This window comes from Streptomyces hirsutus (assembly GCF_001418415.1).
Lineage (GTDB): Bacteria > Actinomycetota > Actinomycetes > Streptomycetales > Streptomycetaceae > Streptomyces > Streptomyces hirsutus.
This window is the reverse complement of record NZ_LIQT01000320.1, coordinates 1-14,919: the sequence shown is the minus strand read 5'-3', so window position 1 is coordinate 14,919 and position 14,919 is coordinate 1. Positions and strand designations below refer to the sequence as shown.

The window sequence follows — 14,919 nt, the reverse complement described above, 5'->3', positions numbered from 1 at the left end:
CCGCGTCGACGCGGTCGCCATCAGCCACAACCACTACGACCACCTCGACGCCCCCACACTGCGCCGGCTCCCGCGCGACACCCCGGTGTTCGCGCCGGCCGGGCTCGCCGGCTGGTTCCACCGCCGCCGGTTCACCCGCGTCACCGAACTGGACTGGTGGGAGGCCGCCGAGCTGAAGGGCGTCCGCTTCGACTTCGTCCCCGCCCACCACTGGTCCAAGCGCACCCTGACCGACACCTGCCGCTCACTGTGGGGCGGCTGGGTGCTCACCGACTCCGACGGACAGCGCGTCTACTTCGGCGGCGACACCGGCTACGGACACTGGTTCTCCCGGATCGGCCGCCGCTACCCCGGGATCGACCTCGCCCTGCTGCCCATCGGCGCCTACGAGCCGCGCTGGTGGCTCAGGGACGTCCACTGCGACCCGGAGGAGGCGGTCCGCGCCGCCCGGGACCTCGGCGCGCGCCGGATGGCGCCCATGCACTGGGCGACGTTCGTCCTCTCCGCCGAACCGGTGCTGGAACCCCTCACCCGCGTCCGTGCCGCCTGGGAGCAGGCGGACCTGCCCCGCGAGCACCTCTGGGACCTGCCGGTGGGCGGCTCCCGCGTCCTGGACTGACCACCGCGACGCACCGGCCGGGGGACGGCCGGCGACTCACTGCTCCGCCGGCCCCCGCAGGTGGCGCCAGACGCTCGGGGCCACACTGATCAGGACGGTCAGGACGATCGCCGCGAGCACCCCCTGCCAGGGCTCGGCGAACAGCGAGCCGCCGAGGACGCCGATCAGCTGGTACGTCGCCGCCCAGGCCAGACAGGCCGGCAGATTGCCGCGGACGAAGCGGCGGACCGGCCATTCGGCGATCAGGCAGGCCAGCATCACCGGAAGGCGCCCCGCCGGCACCAGCCGGGACAGCACCAGCACCGTCACGTCGTGATCGGCGAGTTTCTCCTGCGCCTGCGTCAGCCGGTCCTCCGGCGCCCGCGCCCGGATCGCCTCCAGCCAGCGCGAGCCGTTCCGCGACCGCATCCCGCGCCGGCCCAGCCAGTACAGCGCCACATCCCCGAGGAACGCGGCCAGCGACGCCGTCGCGAACACCAGCAGCATCGAGATCGGCGCCGCCCGGTGGAAGGCGACCACCGCCGCCGAACTGACCAGCGCCCCGGTCGGCACCACCGGTACCAGCGCCCCGATCAGCACCAGCAGGAACAGTGAGGGGTAACCGATCGCCTGCTGGGTGGTGTCCGGAACCACCGTCGCCGGCACGGCCGCCGACGGGGCCACGGCGGACAGGGCGGACAGGGGCACACCGGCCGCCTGTATCAGGGCGGCGGGCAGGATCACCGTGGGACCCCCAGGCGCACGCTCTCCCCGTGCCCCAGCCGGTGCACCGGTACCCCGGGCGCCCGCTCGGCCGCCCGCCGCACGAACTCGTCGCCCGGCGAGTGGAATTCGTGCGGACGCACGGCGTCCATGCCGATCGGCCAGTACGTGCCGTAGTGCACCGGCACCGCGTTGCGCGCCCCCAGCCGGGCCAGCGCCTCGGCCGCGCGCGCCGCGTCCAGATGCTCCTCCCCGAGATACGGACCCCAGCCGCCCACCGGCAGCAGCGCCACGTCGACCGGGCCGACCACCTCGGCCATCGCGTCGAACAGTCCGGTGTCACCGGCGAAGTACGTCCGCGCCTCGCCCTCCAGGACGTAGCCGAGGGCGGGGGAGCGGTGCCGTCCGAGCGGCAGCCGCCGCCCGTCGTGCCGGGCGGGCACCACCCGGACCACCAGACCGCCGGCCGTCAGCACATCGCCGGGCGTCACCTCGCTCACCCTGAGATGCGAGAGCCGGCGCAGCGCCGGCACCGCACGGCGTGCGCCCCGGGGCACGAGCAGGTGCGTGTGGGGGGCGAGCAGGGCCAGCGACGGCACATGCAGATGGTCGGCATGCAGATGGGAGACCAGCGCCACGTCCGCGTTCCGGGCGCTCGGCGGAGGCAGGGCGCCGCGGCGGCGCCGCAGATGCGCGAGCCGGCGGGCGAACAGGGGATCGGTGATCACACGCGTGTGCGCATCCTCGACCGTACAAGTGGCGTGACCCCACCAGGTGATCTCCACCGGCACCGCTCCGCCTCCTTCTGCGACTGCCCGAAGCCTACGCGCAGGAGTAGGGTCGGCGACGAAGTCCGGAGGTGAGGAGGCGCCATGGGGCCGGTGCGGGTGATCGCGATCGCGAGTCTGACGCCGCTGGAGGAACTGGACGCCGATCCCTTCCTCGTGGACTCCCGCAGCCAGCACGCCATGTGCGCCCGCTGGGCCGCCGAACGCGGGTACGTGGTGACCCGGGAACTGCTGGTGCGCGGCCTCCGCCCCGACCACTGCGTGCTGTGGGACGGCGTACGGCCCGGCTCCGACCTGTTCGTGGCACCCAGCCGCCGGGTACTGGAGAGCGCCCTGTCCTCCGTCGAGGAGTTCACCGCCGAGTGCGCGCGGCGCGGGGTGCGCGTGGAGACCGTCGGCCACGCCGAACCGCTGTACGACGCCGCGATGAAGGCCCGGGTGCACCGCCGCCTGTCCATGCCGACCGCGGGCTACGACGGCCGCTGAGGCCCGCCCGCCCGGCTCCGGGTCACCGCCCGTTTCCGATCACCCGTTTCCGGTCGCACGGTTTCGCCCCTCGGTTTCCGGGGGACGAAACGGCCCGTCCGGGCGTTGTGGCAGGGTGTGGGCACGGGCAGGGTCCGGTGCGCAGGCCGCCCTGGCGGCAACGGGCCGGGACGTGAGGTGGACTGGGCGTGAGTGGCGTGCGGTGGCGACGGATCGCCAGTCAGATCGGGCGGAGCGTCACGGTGTGGGCGGTCGCCACCCTCACCATGCTGGTGCTCGCCGGCATCCTCCCCGACTTCCGACTGCGCTCCGCCGACGGCGACAGCGCCACCGACATCGCGGTCACCGCCGCGTTCGGCGCCGGCGCCTTCGGCCTGCTGTCGGCGCTGGTGTGGCCGCTGCTGGTGCGCCTGCTGCTGCTCGTACCGGCGCTCGTCCTCGGCCTGCTGGTGTTCTTCCTCAACGGCGCGCTCCTGCTGGTGGCGCTGCGGATCACCCCGGTCGAGCGCGGCACCGCCGCCTGGGAGACCGCGATCGTGGTCGCCGCCGTGATGTCCGCCGTCGCCTCCGCCACCGGAGCCGCCCTTGCCGTGCGCGACGACGCCGCCTACCGCCGCCGCCTCTACCGCCTAGCCGACCGCCGCCGGCGCTCCACACCGCCCGTCCCGGCCACCCCCGGCACCGTCTTCCTGCAACTGGACGGCGTCGGCCACGACGTCCTGCTGCACGCGGTCGACCAGGGCCTGATGCCGACCGTCGCCCGCTGGCTCGGCACCCACGACGCCGTCCTTCCCCACTCCCACCGGCTCACCCCCTGGCGCACCGACTGGTCCAGCCAGACCGGCGCCAGCCAGCTCGGCATCCTGCACGGCAACAACCACGACGTCCCCGCCTTCCGCTGGTACGAGAAGGACCGCCGGGAGGTGATGGTCTGCAACCGCCCCAGCAGCGCGGTGGAACTCCAGCAGCGCGCCGCCCGGTACGCCGGACACCCCGGCCTGCTCGCCGACGACGGCGCCAGCCGCGGCAACCTGTTCAGCGGCGGCGCCGACGAACAGGCCCTGGTGCTGTCCATAGCCGCCCGCCGCCGCAGCCGCGAGAACCGCTCCCGCTCCGGCTACTTCGCCTACTTCTCCGACCCGGCCAACGCCGTGCGCACCGCCCTGTCCTTCGCCGCCGAGGTGGCCCGCGAGATCGGCCAGTCCACCCGAGCCCGGTGGAGCAAACAGCTCCCGCGCGTGTCCCGCGGCGGGCTCTACCCCTTCGTACGGGCCTTCGCGACCGTCGTCGAACGGGACGTGGTCGTCTCCGCCGTCATGGGCGACCTGCTCGCCGGCCGCACCTCCGTCTACGCCGACCTGGTCGCCTACGACGAGGTGGCCCACCACTCCGGACCCACCAGCCGGGACGCCGAGAAGGTCCTGCAACGCCTCGACCGCTCCCTCGCCCTGATCGAGCACGTCGCCGCACACGCCCCTCGCCCGTACCGGATCGTGGTCCTCTCCGACCACGGCCAGAGTCCCGGCGAGACCTTCCGCTCCCGCTACGGCCTCACCCTCGGCGACCTGGTGCGGGCCGGCTGCGGACTGCCCGTGCCGCGCCGCGCCCGGCGCACCCGCAGCGGCGCCGAGGCCCGCGCGGCGGTCCGGGCGGCGCTGCGCCGCCCGGTCGAGGAGGGCATCGAGCAGCACCGCCCCACACGGGCCTCCGAACCCGTCGTCCTGGCCTCCGGCAACCTCGGCCTGGTCTCCTTCCCGGACGTGCCGCACCGGATGACCAAGGAGGAGATCGACGCCCGCCACCCCGCCCTGCTGCCGACCCTCGCCAACCACCCCGGCATCGGCTTCCTGCTCGTCCGCAGCGAACGGCGCGGCGGCGTCGTGCTCGGCGCGCACGGCGCGGAGGTCCCCCTGGACGAACTCGACGACCGTCCCGGACCGCTCGCCGCGTTCGGGCCGGGCGCCGCCGACGCCGTACGCCGCACCCACTCCTTCCCGCACACCGCCGACATCATGGTCAACTCCTCCCACGACCCCGTCGACGGCGAGGTGCTCGCCTTCGAGGAGCAGATCGGCTCCCACGGGGGCCTCGGCGGCGCCCAGTCCCGTCCCTTCCTGCTGTCCCCGGTCGCGCTGTCCGCGCCGGTCGCCGCCGGGGAGGAGCTCGCCGGCGCCGAGCAGGTGCACCACGTACTGCGCCGCTGGCTGGAGGAGTCGGACGAATCGCACCTGCCGGCCGACCCGCGCCGGGAACGGGCCGCCTGAGCCCGGCCTGCGGGGGACGCCACCCCCACTCATGATCGGACGACCGAAAAATATTCACGTGACGAACGCAACCACCGCTTGAGAACCTCAACGGCGAACGACCACATCCGTGAAAGCGGCGCCGGCTCAGGCGCGAAGAGGAGAAGCCCCCGCGTGCAGGCAGCCGTCACCATCACCCCCGCCCGCGTCCCGGAGTTGCTGCTCGGCCTCGCGACCGTACGGCCGGTGTTCCTCTGGGGTGCGCCGGGCATCGGCAAGTCCTCCCTGGTGAGGGAGTTCGCCGAGTCCCTGGGGCTGGAGTGCGTGAGCCTGCTGGGCACCCAGCTCGCCCCCGAGGACCTCATCGGCGTACCGCAGATCCGGAACGGCCGCTCGGTGTTCTGCCCGCCCGAGGCGATCGCCCGCGACGAGCCGTACTGCCTGTTCCTGGACGAGCTGAACGCGGCCACGCCCGATGTGCAGAAGGCGTTCTACTCCCTGATCCTGGACCGCCGTATCGGCGCCTACGAACTGCCCAAGGGCTCCCTCGTCATCGGCGCCGGCAACCGCGCCACCGACAACGCGCTCGCCCGCCCCATCGCCTCCGCGCTCGTCAACCGCCTCACCCACGTGCACCTGGAGGCCTCCGCCGGGGACTGGCTGGTGTGGGCCGGGAACAACGGCATCCACCCGTGGGTCGTGGACCACCTCACCGACCGGCCCGACCACCTGTGGTCCAAGCCGCCGAAGACCGAGGAGCCGTTCTCCACGCCCCGCTCCTGGCACATGCTCTCCGACGCGCTGCACTCCTTCGGCCCCGACCTCGACGAGGACACCCTGAAGGTCCTCGCCCACGGCACGCTCACTCCCGCGCACGCCACCGCCTTCTGCGGCTACGTCAGGATCGTGCGCAGCCGCTTCGGCATCGAGGCCGTCCTCAAGGGCGACGCCCGCTGGCCGCACCGCACCGAGGACCGCGACCTGCTGTACTACCTCGCCGACTCGTTCCGCGGCCGGCTCGTCAAGGAACTGCCCGCGGACAAGGCGCACATGTCGGCCACCGGCCGGCAGACCGCGTACCGGGCCAAGGCGCTGCTGGTGCAGCTCGCCGAGATCTCCGTCGAGGTCGCCCAGACCGTCATCGCCTCCGACGCCGACGGCAACCCGGTCCTGCCGTCCTGGTTCCTGGTCGAGGCGGCCCGTGACATGCCCCGCCTGGTGGAGGCCCGCCGATGACCCGCCCCGGGCAGCAGGGCGGCACGGGCAAGCGGGGGAGCAAGGGAGGCAAAGGCGGCAAGGGGACCAAGGGGGAGCGGAAGCGGGAGGCCGCGGCCGCCGCCTTCGCCGAGGGGATGCGGATGCTGACGGCCGACCCGGCACTTGCCGCGGTCGAGTTCACCGTCTGCCGCGACGAGGACTGCGACCTCGCCCCCCGCCACGGCCTGCTGCGGACCGACTCCGACGCCGTGCTGCACGCCCACCCGGACCGCCTCGCCGACCCCGGCGAGTGGGCCCGGGCCCTCGCGCACGCCGTCCTCCACCTCGGCTTCGGCCACGTCCCCGCCGCCAAGGGCCCACGGGAACAGCCCGACCGCCACGACCTCGCCGCACGCTGCGTCGTCGTCGAGCGCTTCCTGCTCGGGCACACCATCGGCACGGCCCCCGAGGACCTGCCGGCCTCCTACCCCGACGGCGACGAGGAACAGCTCGCCGCCCGGTGGCGCAGGGACGGCCTGCCCGCCGCCTACGAACGCTGCGGCACCGCCGGCGGCGAGCCGGACCTGCTCCTCGTGCCCTGGGACGGCTGGTGGGGACAGCCGCCGGACCAGCAGCTCGCCTTCGCCACCGCCCTGACCCGCGCCGTGTCCGCCGCGATGGACCTGGCGGGCGGACGCAGCCCCGGCCCGGACGGCGAACCGGCCGTGCTGCGCCCCTGGGCCAGGGCGCTGAGCTGGTTCGTCTCCTCCTATCCCCTGCTCGGCGGCATCGCGGCCGGCATCACCCTCGTCGCCGACGCCGAACTCGCCCGCGCCCACGACATCTCCGTCGCCGCCGTCGACGCCGAGGCCGGCGAGATCTACGTCAACCCGCTGCGGCAGCTGGAGGACGAGGAATGGCGCTTCGTCCTGGCCCACGAGATGCTCCACGCCGCCCTGCGCCACGGCGACCGCCGCGGCGGACGCGACCCGTACCTGTTCAACGTCGCCTGCGACTACGTCATCAACGGGTGGCTGGAGGAGATGGGCATCGGCACCATGCCCGAGGGCCTGCTCCACGACCCCCGGCTCGCCGGGCTGTCCGCCGAGGAGGTCTACGACCGCATCGTCGACGACCAGCGACGCATGCGGCGCCTGGCCACCCTGCGCGGCAAGGGCCTCGGCGACATCCTCGACGGCAGCCTCGGACCGCTCGACCCGTCCTGCCACGGCGTCGACCTGGACGAGTTCTACCGCCGAGGCCTCGCCCAGGGCCTGGACCTGCACCAGCGCCAGGGCCGCGGCCTCCTGCCCGGCGGACTGGTCGAGGAGATCCGCGCGCTCAGCCATCCACCGCTGCCCTGGGACGCGCGGCTCGCCCGCTGGTTCGACGAGTACGTGCCCCGCCCCGAACCCGTACGGACCTACGCCCGTCCCGCGCGCCGCCAGGCGTCCACCCCCGGCATCCCGCGTGCCGGCAGGTACTTCCCGCCCGAGGAGGTCTCCCGCTGTACCTTCGGCGTCGTCCTGGACACCTCCGGCTCGATGAGCCGGGTCCTGCTCGGCAAGGCGCTCGGCGCCATCGCCTCCTACGCCGAGGCCCGCGACGTACCGGCGGCCCGCGTGGTGTTCTGCGACGCGGCGCCGCACGACGCCGGCTATCTGCCCGTCACCGAGATCGCCGGACGGGTCCGGGTCCGCGGGCGCGGCGGCACGGTGCTCCAGCCCGGCATCGACCTGCTCCAGCGCGCGGACGACTTCCCGAGGACCGCACCGGTCCTCGTCATCACCGACGGCTGGTGCGACGTGCTGCGGGTACGGCGGGAACACGCCTACCTGATCCCGCGCGGCGCGCGGCTGCCGTTCACTTCGAAGGGACCCGTCTTCCACGTCAGTTGACACGGAGTGTGATCAGATGGGGGGATGGGAACCCGGTGACACGGGTCCCCGGACCGAGCACGGACCGGACACCACGTCCGGACATTTGGAAGGAACAGTCATGGCAGCCACACGCTCCGCGCACACCGTTTGGGAAGGCAACCTCATCAAGGGCAGCGGGGTCGTCACGTTCGACTCCTCCGGCAGCATCGGCGAGCAGCCGGTCACCTGGGCGTCGCGTGCGGAGGAGGCGAACGGCAAAACCAGCCCCGAGGAGCTGATCGCCGCCGCGCACTCCAGCTGCTACTCGATGGCCTTCTCCAACATCCTCGACAAGGCCGGCAACCCGCCGACCCGCCTGGTGACCTCCGCCGACGTCACCTTCGTGCCCGGCGAGGGCATCACCGGCATCCACCTCACGGTCGAGGGCACCGTCCCCGGCCTGGACGAGGCGGCCTTCCTCGCCGCCGCCGAGGACGCCAAGGTCAACTGCCCGGTCAGCCAGGCGCTGAAGGGCACCGAGATCACTCTGACGGCGAAGCTCTCCTGACCACCCGCTCGCCGCACCCGCAGGACATCCGCAGGCCGCTCCGCAGGGGCGGCCTGTGTCGCGTCCGCATCCGCCTCCGGAATCCGGGCCCCGATCACAGGGAGACGACCCGTATGACGTCACGGCCCGCCGTATCCGCGCACCGGGGAGGCTCCGAACGCACCGCGCCCGCGACCCGTGAGGCCTACGAGGACGCCCTGCGGTCCGGCGCGGAGTACGTCGAGTTCGACGTGCGGCGCACGGCCGACGGAGTCTTCGTCGTCCACCACGACGCCCGCGCGGGACGCACCGGCCCGCCGCTGGCCGCACTCACCCACGCCGGGCTCTGCGAACACGCCGGGTACGCCGTACCCGTCGTGGACGACGTCATGGAGCTGATCGCCGGAAAACTCGTCGGGCATCTGGACCTGAAGGAGACCGGTCACGAGCGGGAGCTGATCGGCCGCGCGATCGCCCTGCTCGGCCGGGACGGCTTCGTCGCCACCAGCCTGGAGGACCGTTCCGTCGCCGCGATCACCGAGGCCTTCCCCGGCGTACGCACCGCGCTCTCCCTCGGCCGGAACGGCACCGGGATCCCGCGGACCCGGCTGGCGCGCACCCGGCTGAGTGAACTGCTGCCCATGCGGCGGGTCCGCGCCTGCGGCGCCCGCGGGATCGCGGCGCACCAGCGCCTCGCGCGGGGCGGGGCGCTCCGCGAGGCGGCCCGCAACGGACTGTTCACCATGGTGTGGACGGTCAATGACGACGCCCCGATGCGCGCCTTCCTCGCCGACCGGCGCGTGGACGTACTGATCACCGACCGCCCCCGGCGCGCCGTGCAACTGCGTGCAGCGAGCGCCTGAGAGGTGATTGACAAACCACCCAGGCAAACTATTGACAACGGCGCACTCAAGTTTTGTGCTGGAAGTCCAGAAGGCCGGAGAGGTGTGCCCTGACGGAAGGGGACAGCGATGGGACGTGCGGTCGGAATCGACCTGGGAACCACGAACTCGGTGGTGGCCGTGCTGGAGGGCGGTGAGTCCACGGTCGTCACCAACGCGGAGGGCGCCAGGACCACCCCTTCCGTCGTGGCCTTCGCCAAGAACGGTGAGGTGCTCGTCGGCGAGGTCGCCAAGCGGCAGGCGGTGACGAACGTCGACCGCACCGCCCGCTCGGTCAAGCGTCACATGGGCGACGGACAGTGGCACTTCCCGGAGCAGGGCTCCGTGGACGGCACCCGCTACCGGGCGCAGGAGCTGTCCGCCCGGGTGCTGCAGAAGCTGAAGCGGGACGCCGAGGCCTACCTCGGCGAGGACGTCACCGACGCCGTGATCACCGTACCGGCGTACTTCGACGACGCCCAGCGGCAGGCCACCAAGGAGGCCGGGGAGATCGCCGGACTGAAGGTCCTGCGGATCATCAACGAGCCCACGGCGGCGGCCCTCGCCTACGGCCTGGACAAGGAGAGCGAGCAGACCGTCCTCGTCTTCGACCTGGGCGGCGGAACCTTCGACGTGTCGCTCCTGGAGATGGGCGAGGGGGTCATCGAGGTGAAGGCCACCAACGGTGACACCCATCTCGGCGGCGACGACTGGGACCAGCGCCTCCTCGACCATTTCGCCCAGCGCTTCAAGAGCCAGTACGGCATCGACCTGGCGCGGGACAAGATGGCCGTGCAACGGCTGCGGGAGGCCGCCGAGAAGGCGAAGATCGAGCTGTCCTCCTCCTCCGAGACCACCGTCAACCTGCCCTACATCACGGCCTCCGCCGACGGCCCGCTGCACCTGGACGAGAAGCTCACCCGGGCCCAGTTCCAGGAACTCACCGCCGACCTGCTGGAGCGCTGCAAGACGCCCTTCCACCAGGCCGTGAAGGACGCCGGGGTGAAACTCTCCGCGATCGACCACGTCATCCTCGTCGGTGGTTCCACCCGCATGCCCGCCGTCACCGACCTGGTCCGCGAACTCACCGGCAAGGACCCGCACAAGGGTGTCAACCCGGACGAGGTCGTCGCCGTCGGCGCGGCCCTCCAGGCGGGCGTCATCCGCGGCGACGTGAAGGACGTGCTGCTCCTCGACGTCACTCCGCTGTCCCTCGGCATCGAGACCAAGGGCGGCATCATGACCAAGCTGATCGAACGCAACACGACCATCCCCACCCGGCGCTCGGAGACCTTCACCACCGCCGTCGACAACCAGCCCTCGGTCGGTATCCAGGTCTACCAGGGCGAACGCGAGATCGCGGTGTACAACAAGAAGCTCGGTATGTTCGACCTGACCGGTCTGCCCCCGGCGCCGCGCGGCGTCCCGCAGATCGAGGTGGCCTTCGACATCGACGCCAACGGCATCATGCACGTCTCCGCCAAGGACCTCGCCACCGGCAGGGAGCAGAAGATGACCGTCACCGGCGGCTCGGCGCTGCCCAAGGACGACATCGACCGCATGATGCGCGAGGCCGAGCAGTACGCCGACGAGGACCGCCGGCGCCGGGAGGCCGCCGAGACCCGTAACCAGGCCGAGCAGCTCGTCTACCAGACCGAGAAGTTCATCCGGGACAACGAGGACCGGATCCCCGCCGGCACCAGGTCCGAGGTGGAGGCCGCCGTCGCCGAGCTGAAGCCCCTGCTGGAGCAGTCCGCCGACACCGCCGCCCTGCGCGCCGGCGTCGAGAAACTCGCCGCCGTCAGCCAGCGGATGGGCCAGGCGATGTACGCCCAGGCCGGTCAGGAGTCCACCGGCGACACCGGGCAGCACACCTCACCGCAGGAGGAGGAAGGTGTCGTCGACGCGGAGATCGTCGACGACGAAGGCGACGAAGGCGACGGCCGCGCCGGGAGCCGCGGACAGGACGGGCGCGGCGGCGCTCAGTAGCCGTCCCGGAACTCCCGCAGCAGCTTCTGCGTGTGCTCGGAGGAGGCGGCCCGCGCCGTCATGTGGTCCAGCACCTCCAGGTGCACCGAGACCTCCTTGCGGGAGTCCAGGTACAGGGCGCCGGTCAGGTACTCGGTGAACACCATGTCGGGCAGTTCCGGCTCGGCGAACCGGAACAGCGAGAAGGGCGCGTACGTCCCCGGGTGCGGGCCGTCGGCGAACTCGGCCACCTGGAGCGTGATCCGGTCCCGCTCGGACCACTCCAGCAACTTGTCGAACTGCTCGCGCATCACCCGGCCGTCCCGGGCCACCGGGCGCCGCAGGACCGTCTCGTCCACGATCACCCACAGGTGGGGCGGGTCCCGGCGCTCCAGGAGCCGCTGCCGCTCCAGCCGCAGCGACACATGCCGCTCGACGGCCTCCGGCCCCTGGCTCCCGATCGTCCCGGCCTCCAGGACGGCACGCGCGTAGTCCTCCGTCTGCAGCAGCCCCGGCACGAAGTGCGGCTCGTAGGACCGGATGACCCGGGCAGCGCCCTCGAGGCTCACGTACAGGCTGAACCACTCGGGCAGCACGTCGTGGAACCGCTGCCACCAGCCCGGACGGTTCGCGTCCTCCGCGAGCCCGATGAAGGTGGCCGCCTCGCCCTGGGACACCCCGTACGCCGTCAGCAGGATCTGGATGTACGGGATCTTCAGCGCGACCTCGGCCGTCTCCATCCGCCGGACGGTGGCGGGAGCCACCCGCAGGACCCGGGCGGCCTCCTCCCGGGTGAGACCCGCCGTCTCCCTCAGTTCCTGCAGCCGCCTGCCGAGCACCACTTGGCCCACCGTGGGTGCGGCCCGCCGTTCACTCACGCCACGTCTCCCCAACGCCCCCACAACACGCGATCAGTCTGCCATGCCCGTCCGACCTTCTCACGAGTAACGGCCGGGCGCCCCTGTTCCCGGGCGCCCGGGGCATGACGTCCCGGGTAATCGACCGCGACCCGCTGCGGGCGGGATCGTGGACGCACCGGGTTCCGGGCCGGCGCACTCCGGTCCGGGACCCGGTCCGGATCCGTCCCGTGATCCGGCCGCGCGCAAGGTGTGCGATATCCGGCATCTTGCATGGCGTATGCGGCCACCGCGACCCAGCCCGCAGTGGTGACCCGAGGCCCGCCACCGACCCGGTGAGACCCCGACCCCGACCCCGATCCTGACGGAGGGTGATTCGTCATGTCCGCGACCCAGCCTGCCTCACTCGCCCGGACCTCCGGCCCGCAGTCCGTGCTGCGCCGGCTCCTGGTCCTCGACGCCGCCGTGACCGGCGTCAACGCGCTCGCCTACCTCTCCCTCTCCGGCCCGCTCGGCCGCTTCCTCGGCGTCGGCTCGGGTCTGCTGGCCGGGCTCGGCGCCTTCCTCGCGGTGTACGCGGCCGCCGTGGGTCTGCTGGCCTCGCGCAGGCATCCGCCGGCGTTCGGGGTCCGGGCCGTCGTCGAGGTCAACCTGGCCTGGGCGGTGGTGAGCTGCGCCGCCCTCGTGCTGTGGCTCGAGCCGAGCACGGCGGGCGCGGTGTGGGCGGTCCTCCAGGCGCTCGTCGTGGCCGGCTTCGCCCTGCTCCAGCACAGGTCCCTGAAGTCGCGTCAACTCAGCCAGGAATGAAGGTACTTGGCCGTCGCCGGATCGGCCGGGAGGAGCGTCTCCACGGCCAGTTCGGCGACGGTCACGTCCATCGGTGTGTTGAAGGTGGAGATCGACGACACGAACGACAGGATCTGGCCCTCGTGCTCGATCCTCATCGGCAGCGCGAAGTACGCCACGGGGGCGGACTGTTCCGATCCGCCCGCGTCCCCCGCTCCCTCACCCGGCCCGGCCTCCGGCACCGGGAACGCCGCGACCTCCTCGTACAGCGCCCGCAGCGGTGCGGAGCGGCGGAGCGCGATCTGCCGCTCCATCTGCTCCAGCAGGTGGCCGCGCCACTCCCGCAGATTCCGGATCCGGGGCGCGAGGCCCTGCGGGTGCAGCGTGAGCCGCACCGCGTTCAGCGGCGGCACCAGCAGCGACTCCGGCACGCCGTCGAACAGCATCATGACCCCGCGGTTGGCGGCCACGACGTCGTACATCGCGTCCACGACCAGTGCCGGATACGGCTCGTATCCGCCGATCAGCCGCTCGATGCCCTCGCGCAGCGCGTCCAGCGCCGGATCGTCCAGCGGGGTCTCGGGGAACCGGGGCGCGTAACCGGCCGCCAGCAGCAGTGCGTTGCGCTCCCGTACCGGGACGTCCAGGTGCTCGGCCAGCCGCAGCACCATCTGCTCGCTGGGCCGGGAGCGGCCGGTCTCGATGAAGCTGATGTGCCGGGCGGACGAGTCCGCGCGCAGCGCGAGCTCCAGCTGACTGACCCGACGCTGCTCCCGCCAGGCCCGCAGCAGCGGACCCACGCCTCCGGCAGTGGCGGGAGTGGTACCGGGCGGGAGAGTGCTCATGCCGGGACGGTAGCCGAGAGGACGCCGCGAGCGGGAGCCCGCACCTCCCTGGCCTCCCTTCCGCCTCCCTCCTGCCCCCTTCCGGCTTCTTGCGCAGGGCCCGGCGGCACGTCCTGTGGCACGCTGGGCGGAGGAGAACCCCGACCGCCAGGGAGGGGGACAGAGGAGGAGCGCAGCCCATGCCCGCCGAATCCGCCGAACCGCTGTCGCCGCAGGAGATCGAGGACCGGCTGGCCGGCCTGCCGGGCTGGTCGCTCGACGACGGCCGGCTCACCCGTTCCTACCGGCTCGGCTCCCACTTCGCGGCGACCGCGATGGTCGTGCACGTCGCCCAGGTGCAGGAGGAACTCGACCACCACTCCGACCTCACCCTCGGCTACAACACCGTGTCCGTCGCCGTCCAAACGCACAGCGCGGGAGGCGCCGTCACCGCGAAGGACGTCGAACTGGCCCACAAAATAGAGGACTTGGCGCCCGGTCACGGTGCACACTGAGGTGTGTGCTCGACTACGACGAGGAAGCGGGGCGGTACGACGCCTCACGCGGCGGTGAGCCCCGGGCCGCGGCCGCCGCGCAGGCGGTGCTGGACCTGATCCCCCTGTGGGCGCGCGACCTGCTGGACATCGCCTGTGGCACCGGCATCGTGACCCGGCGTTTCGCCTCGGCCCGCGCGGGCCTGCGGGTGACCGGAGTCGACCTCGCCGCGTCGATGACCCGGATCGCGGCGGCCCGTCTGCCTGGCGCCGTGGTGCGCGCCGACAGCCGGAGACTGCCGTTCGGCGACGCCCGGTTCGACGCCGCCGTCAGCGTGTGGCTGCTGCACCTCCAGTCCGGCCCCGAGGACGTGCGGGCCCTCGTCGAAGAGTGCGCCAGGGTCCTGCGACCCGGCGGGGTCTACGTCACCACCGTCGACAAGGCCGCCTCGCACAACGTGGGCAGCGACATCGACGCCGTCCTCTCCGCCCGCCCGCGCAGCCCGGCGCGCGACCTCGCCGCCGACGTGGCGGCCTGCGCCGCCGACCACGGCCTGGTTCCGGCCGGACAGGCCGTGTTCCGGGGCCACGGCCAGGGCCGCAGCCCCCGCCGCACCATCGCCGACCTGCGTCGCGGCTGGTTCGTCACGGTGCCCCCCGGCTCCCCC

Annotated in this window: 15 protein-coding genes; 11 read left to right on the top strand and 4 right to left on the bottom strand. The window is 72.8% G+C overall.

What is annotated here, in order from left to right; genetic code table 11:
* Positions 1 to 619: MBL fold metallo-hydrolase (locus tag AOK11_RS23460; protein WP_206188908.1), on the top strand; the 619-nt coding region annotated here is incomplete at its 5' end.
* 36 nt (positions 620 to 655) lie between these two features.
* On the opposite strand, the gene AOK11_RS23455 is transcribed toward AOK11_RS23460, so the two are convergent.
* Both AOK11_RS23455 and AOK11_RS23450 read right to left on the bottom strand, forming a co-directional pair.
* Positions 656 to 1,282 (bottom strand): DedA family protein, encoded by a 627-nt coding sequence (locus AOK11_RS23455; RefSeq protein ID WP_107098658.1) that lies wholly within the window; start codon positions 1,280 to 1,282, stop codon positions 656 to 658.
* A 56-nt stretch (positions 1,283 to 1,338) separates the two neighbouring features.
* Entirely contained in the window at positions 1,339 to 2,112 is a 774-nt protein-coding gene (locus tag AOK11_RS23450; protein ID WP_055595708.1) for an MBL fold metallo-hydrolase, read from the bottom strand.
* Between the two features lie 81 nt (positions 2,113 to 2,193).
* Here AOK11_RS23450 and AOK11_RS23445 point away from each other — a divergent pair, with 81 nt between their 5' ends.
* The 7 genes from AOK11_RS23445 (at position 2,194) to dnaK (ending at position 11,311) form a co-directional block, all read left to right on the top strand.
* Complete coding sequence (locus tag AOK11_RS23445) at positions 2,194 to 2,595, top strand: hypothetical protein (RefSeq protein ID WP_055595707.1); 402 nt, start codon at positions 2,194 to 2,196, stop codon at positions 2,593 to 2,595.
* Positions 2,596 to 2,783: 188 nt separating this feature from the next.
* On the top strand, positions 2,784 to 4,859 hold the full coding sequence (locus AOK11_RS23440) for a phage holin family protein (protein ID WP_055595706.1): 2,076 nt from the start codon (positions 2,784 to 2,786) through the stop codon (positions 4,857 to 4,859).
* Between the two features lie 153 nt (positions 4,860 to 5,012).
* Positions 5,013 to 6,074, top strand: a complete 1,062-nt coding sequence (locus AOK11_RS23435) for an ATP-binding protein (RefSeq protein ID WP_055595705.1) — start codon at positions 5,013 to 5,015, stop codon at positions 6,072 to 6,074.
* Positions 6,075 to 6,190: 116 nt separating this feature from the next.
* On the top strand, positions 6,191 to 7,933 hold the full coding sequence (locus AOK11_RS23430; protein ID WP_055595709.1) for a vWA domain-containing protein: 1,743 nt from the start codon (positions 6,191 to 6,193) through the stop codon (positions 7,931 to 7,933).
* Positions 7,934 to 8,033: 100 nt separating this feature from the next.
* Positions 8,034 to 8,462 carry an OsmC family peroxiredoxin gene (locus AOK11_RS23425; protein WP_055595704.1) on the top strand — a complete coding sequence of 143 codons (429 nt, stop codon included), beginning with the start codon at positions 8,034 to 8,036 and terminating at the stop codon, positions 8,460 to 8,462.
* Positions 8,463 to 8,575: 113 nt separating this feature from the next.
* The gene (locus AOK11_RS23420) at positions 8,576 to 9,304 is read left to right on the top strand and encodes a glycerophosphodiester phosphodiesterase family protein (protein WP_055595703.1); all 729 of its coding nucleotides are present in this window, start codon (positions 8,576 to 8,578) and stop codon (positions 9,302 to 9,304) included.
* 108 nt (positions 9,305 to 9,412) lie between these two features.
* On the top strand, positions 9,413 to 11,311 hold the full coding sequence (gene dnaK / locus AOK11_RS23415; RefSeq protein WP_055595702.1) for a molecular chaperone DnaK: 1,899 nt from the start codon (positions 9,413 to 9,415) through the stop codon (positions 11,309 to 11,311).
* Here the strand turns inward: dnaK and AOK11_RS23410 are convergent.
* Positions 11,305 to 12,168 carry a helix-turn-helix domain-containing protein gene (locus tag AOK11_RS23410; RefSeq protein ID WP_055595701.1) on the bottom strand — a complete coding sequence of 288 codons (864 nt, stop codon included), beginning with the start codon at positions 12,166 to 12,168 and terminating at the stop codon, positions 11,305 to 11,307. The genes dnaK and AOK11_RS23410 overlap by 7 nt on opposite strands.
* 360 nt (positions 12,169 to 12,528) lie before the next feature.
* Here AOK11_RS23410 and AOK11_RS23405 point away from each other — a divergent pair, with 360 nt between their 5' ends.
* The gene (locus AOK11_RS23405) at positions 12,529 to 12,954 is read left to right on the top strand and encodes a hypothetical protein (protein ID WP_055595700.1); all 426 of its coding nucleotides are present in this window, start codon (positions 12,529 to 12,531) and stop codon (positions 12,952 to 12,954) included.
* Here AOK11_RS23405 and AOK11_RS23400 read toward each other — a convergent pair.
* Positions 12,936 to 13,778 carry a helix-turn-helix domain-containing protein gene (locus tag AOK11_RS23400; RefSeq protein WP_055595699.1) on the bottom strand — a complete coding sequence of 281 codons (843 nt, stop codon included), beginning with the start codon at positions 13,776 to 13,778 and terminating at the stop codon, positions 12,936 to 12,938. The genes AOK11_RS23405 and AOK11_RS23400 overlap by 19 nt on opposite strands.
* Before the next feature lie 179 nt (positions 13,779 to 13,957).
* Between AOK11_RS23400 and AOK11_RS23395 the strand changes: the two genes are divergently transcribed.
* A complete protein-coding gene (locus AOK11_RS23395; protein WP_055595698.1) occupies positions 13,958 to 14,272 on the top strand; it encodes a 4a-hydroxytetrahydrobiopterin dehydratase in 315 nt (104 codons plus the stop codon).
* A 5-nt stretch (positions 14,273 to 14,277) separates the two neighbouring features.
* A partial coding sequence (locus AOK11_RS23390; RefSeq protein ID WP_055595697.1) for a class I SAM-dependent methyltransferase occupies positions 14,278 to 14,919 on the top strand: 642 nt, incomplete at its 3' end.

Bases quoted from the DNA above. Each gene is read 5' to 3' on its own strand.
- AOK11_RS23400 (WP_055595699.1), bottom strand. From the start codon at position 13,778: ATGAGCACTCTCCCGCCCGGTACCACTCCCGCCACTGCCGGAGGCGTG.
- AOK11_RS23445 (WP_055595707.1), top strand. From the start codon at position 2,194: ATGGGGCCGGTGCGGGTGATCGCGATCGCGAGTCTGACGCCGCTGGAG.
- AOK11_RS23405 (WP_055595700.1), top strand. From the start codon at position 12,529: ATGTCCGCGACCCAGCCTGCCTCACTCGCCCGGACCTCCGGCCCGCAG.
- dnaK (WP_055595702.1), top strand. From the start codon at position 9,413: ATGGGACGTGCGGTCGGAATCGACCTGGGAACCACGAACTCGGTGGTG.
- AOK11_RS23420 (WP_055595703.1), top strand. From the start codon at position 8,576: ATGACGTCACGGCCCGCCGTATCCGCGCACCGGGGAGGCTCCGAACGC.
- AOK11_RS23425 (WP_055595704.1), top strand. From the start codon at position 8,034: ATGGCAGCCACACGCTCCGCGCACACCGTTTGGGAAGGCAACCTCATC.
- AOK11_RS23430 (WP_055595709.1), top strand. From the start codon at position 6,191: ATGCGGATGCTGACGGCCGACCCGGCACTTGCCGCGGTCGAGTTCACC.
- AOK11_RS23395 (WP_055595698.1), top strand. From the start codon at position 13,958: ATGCCCGCCGAATCCGCCGAACCGCTGTCGCCGCAGGAGATCGAGGAC.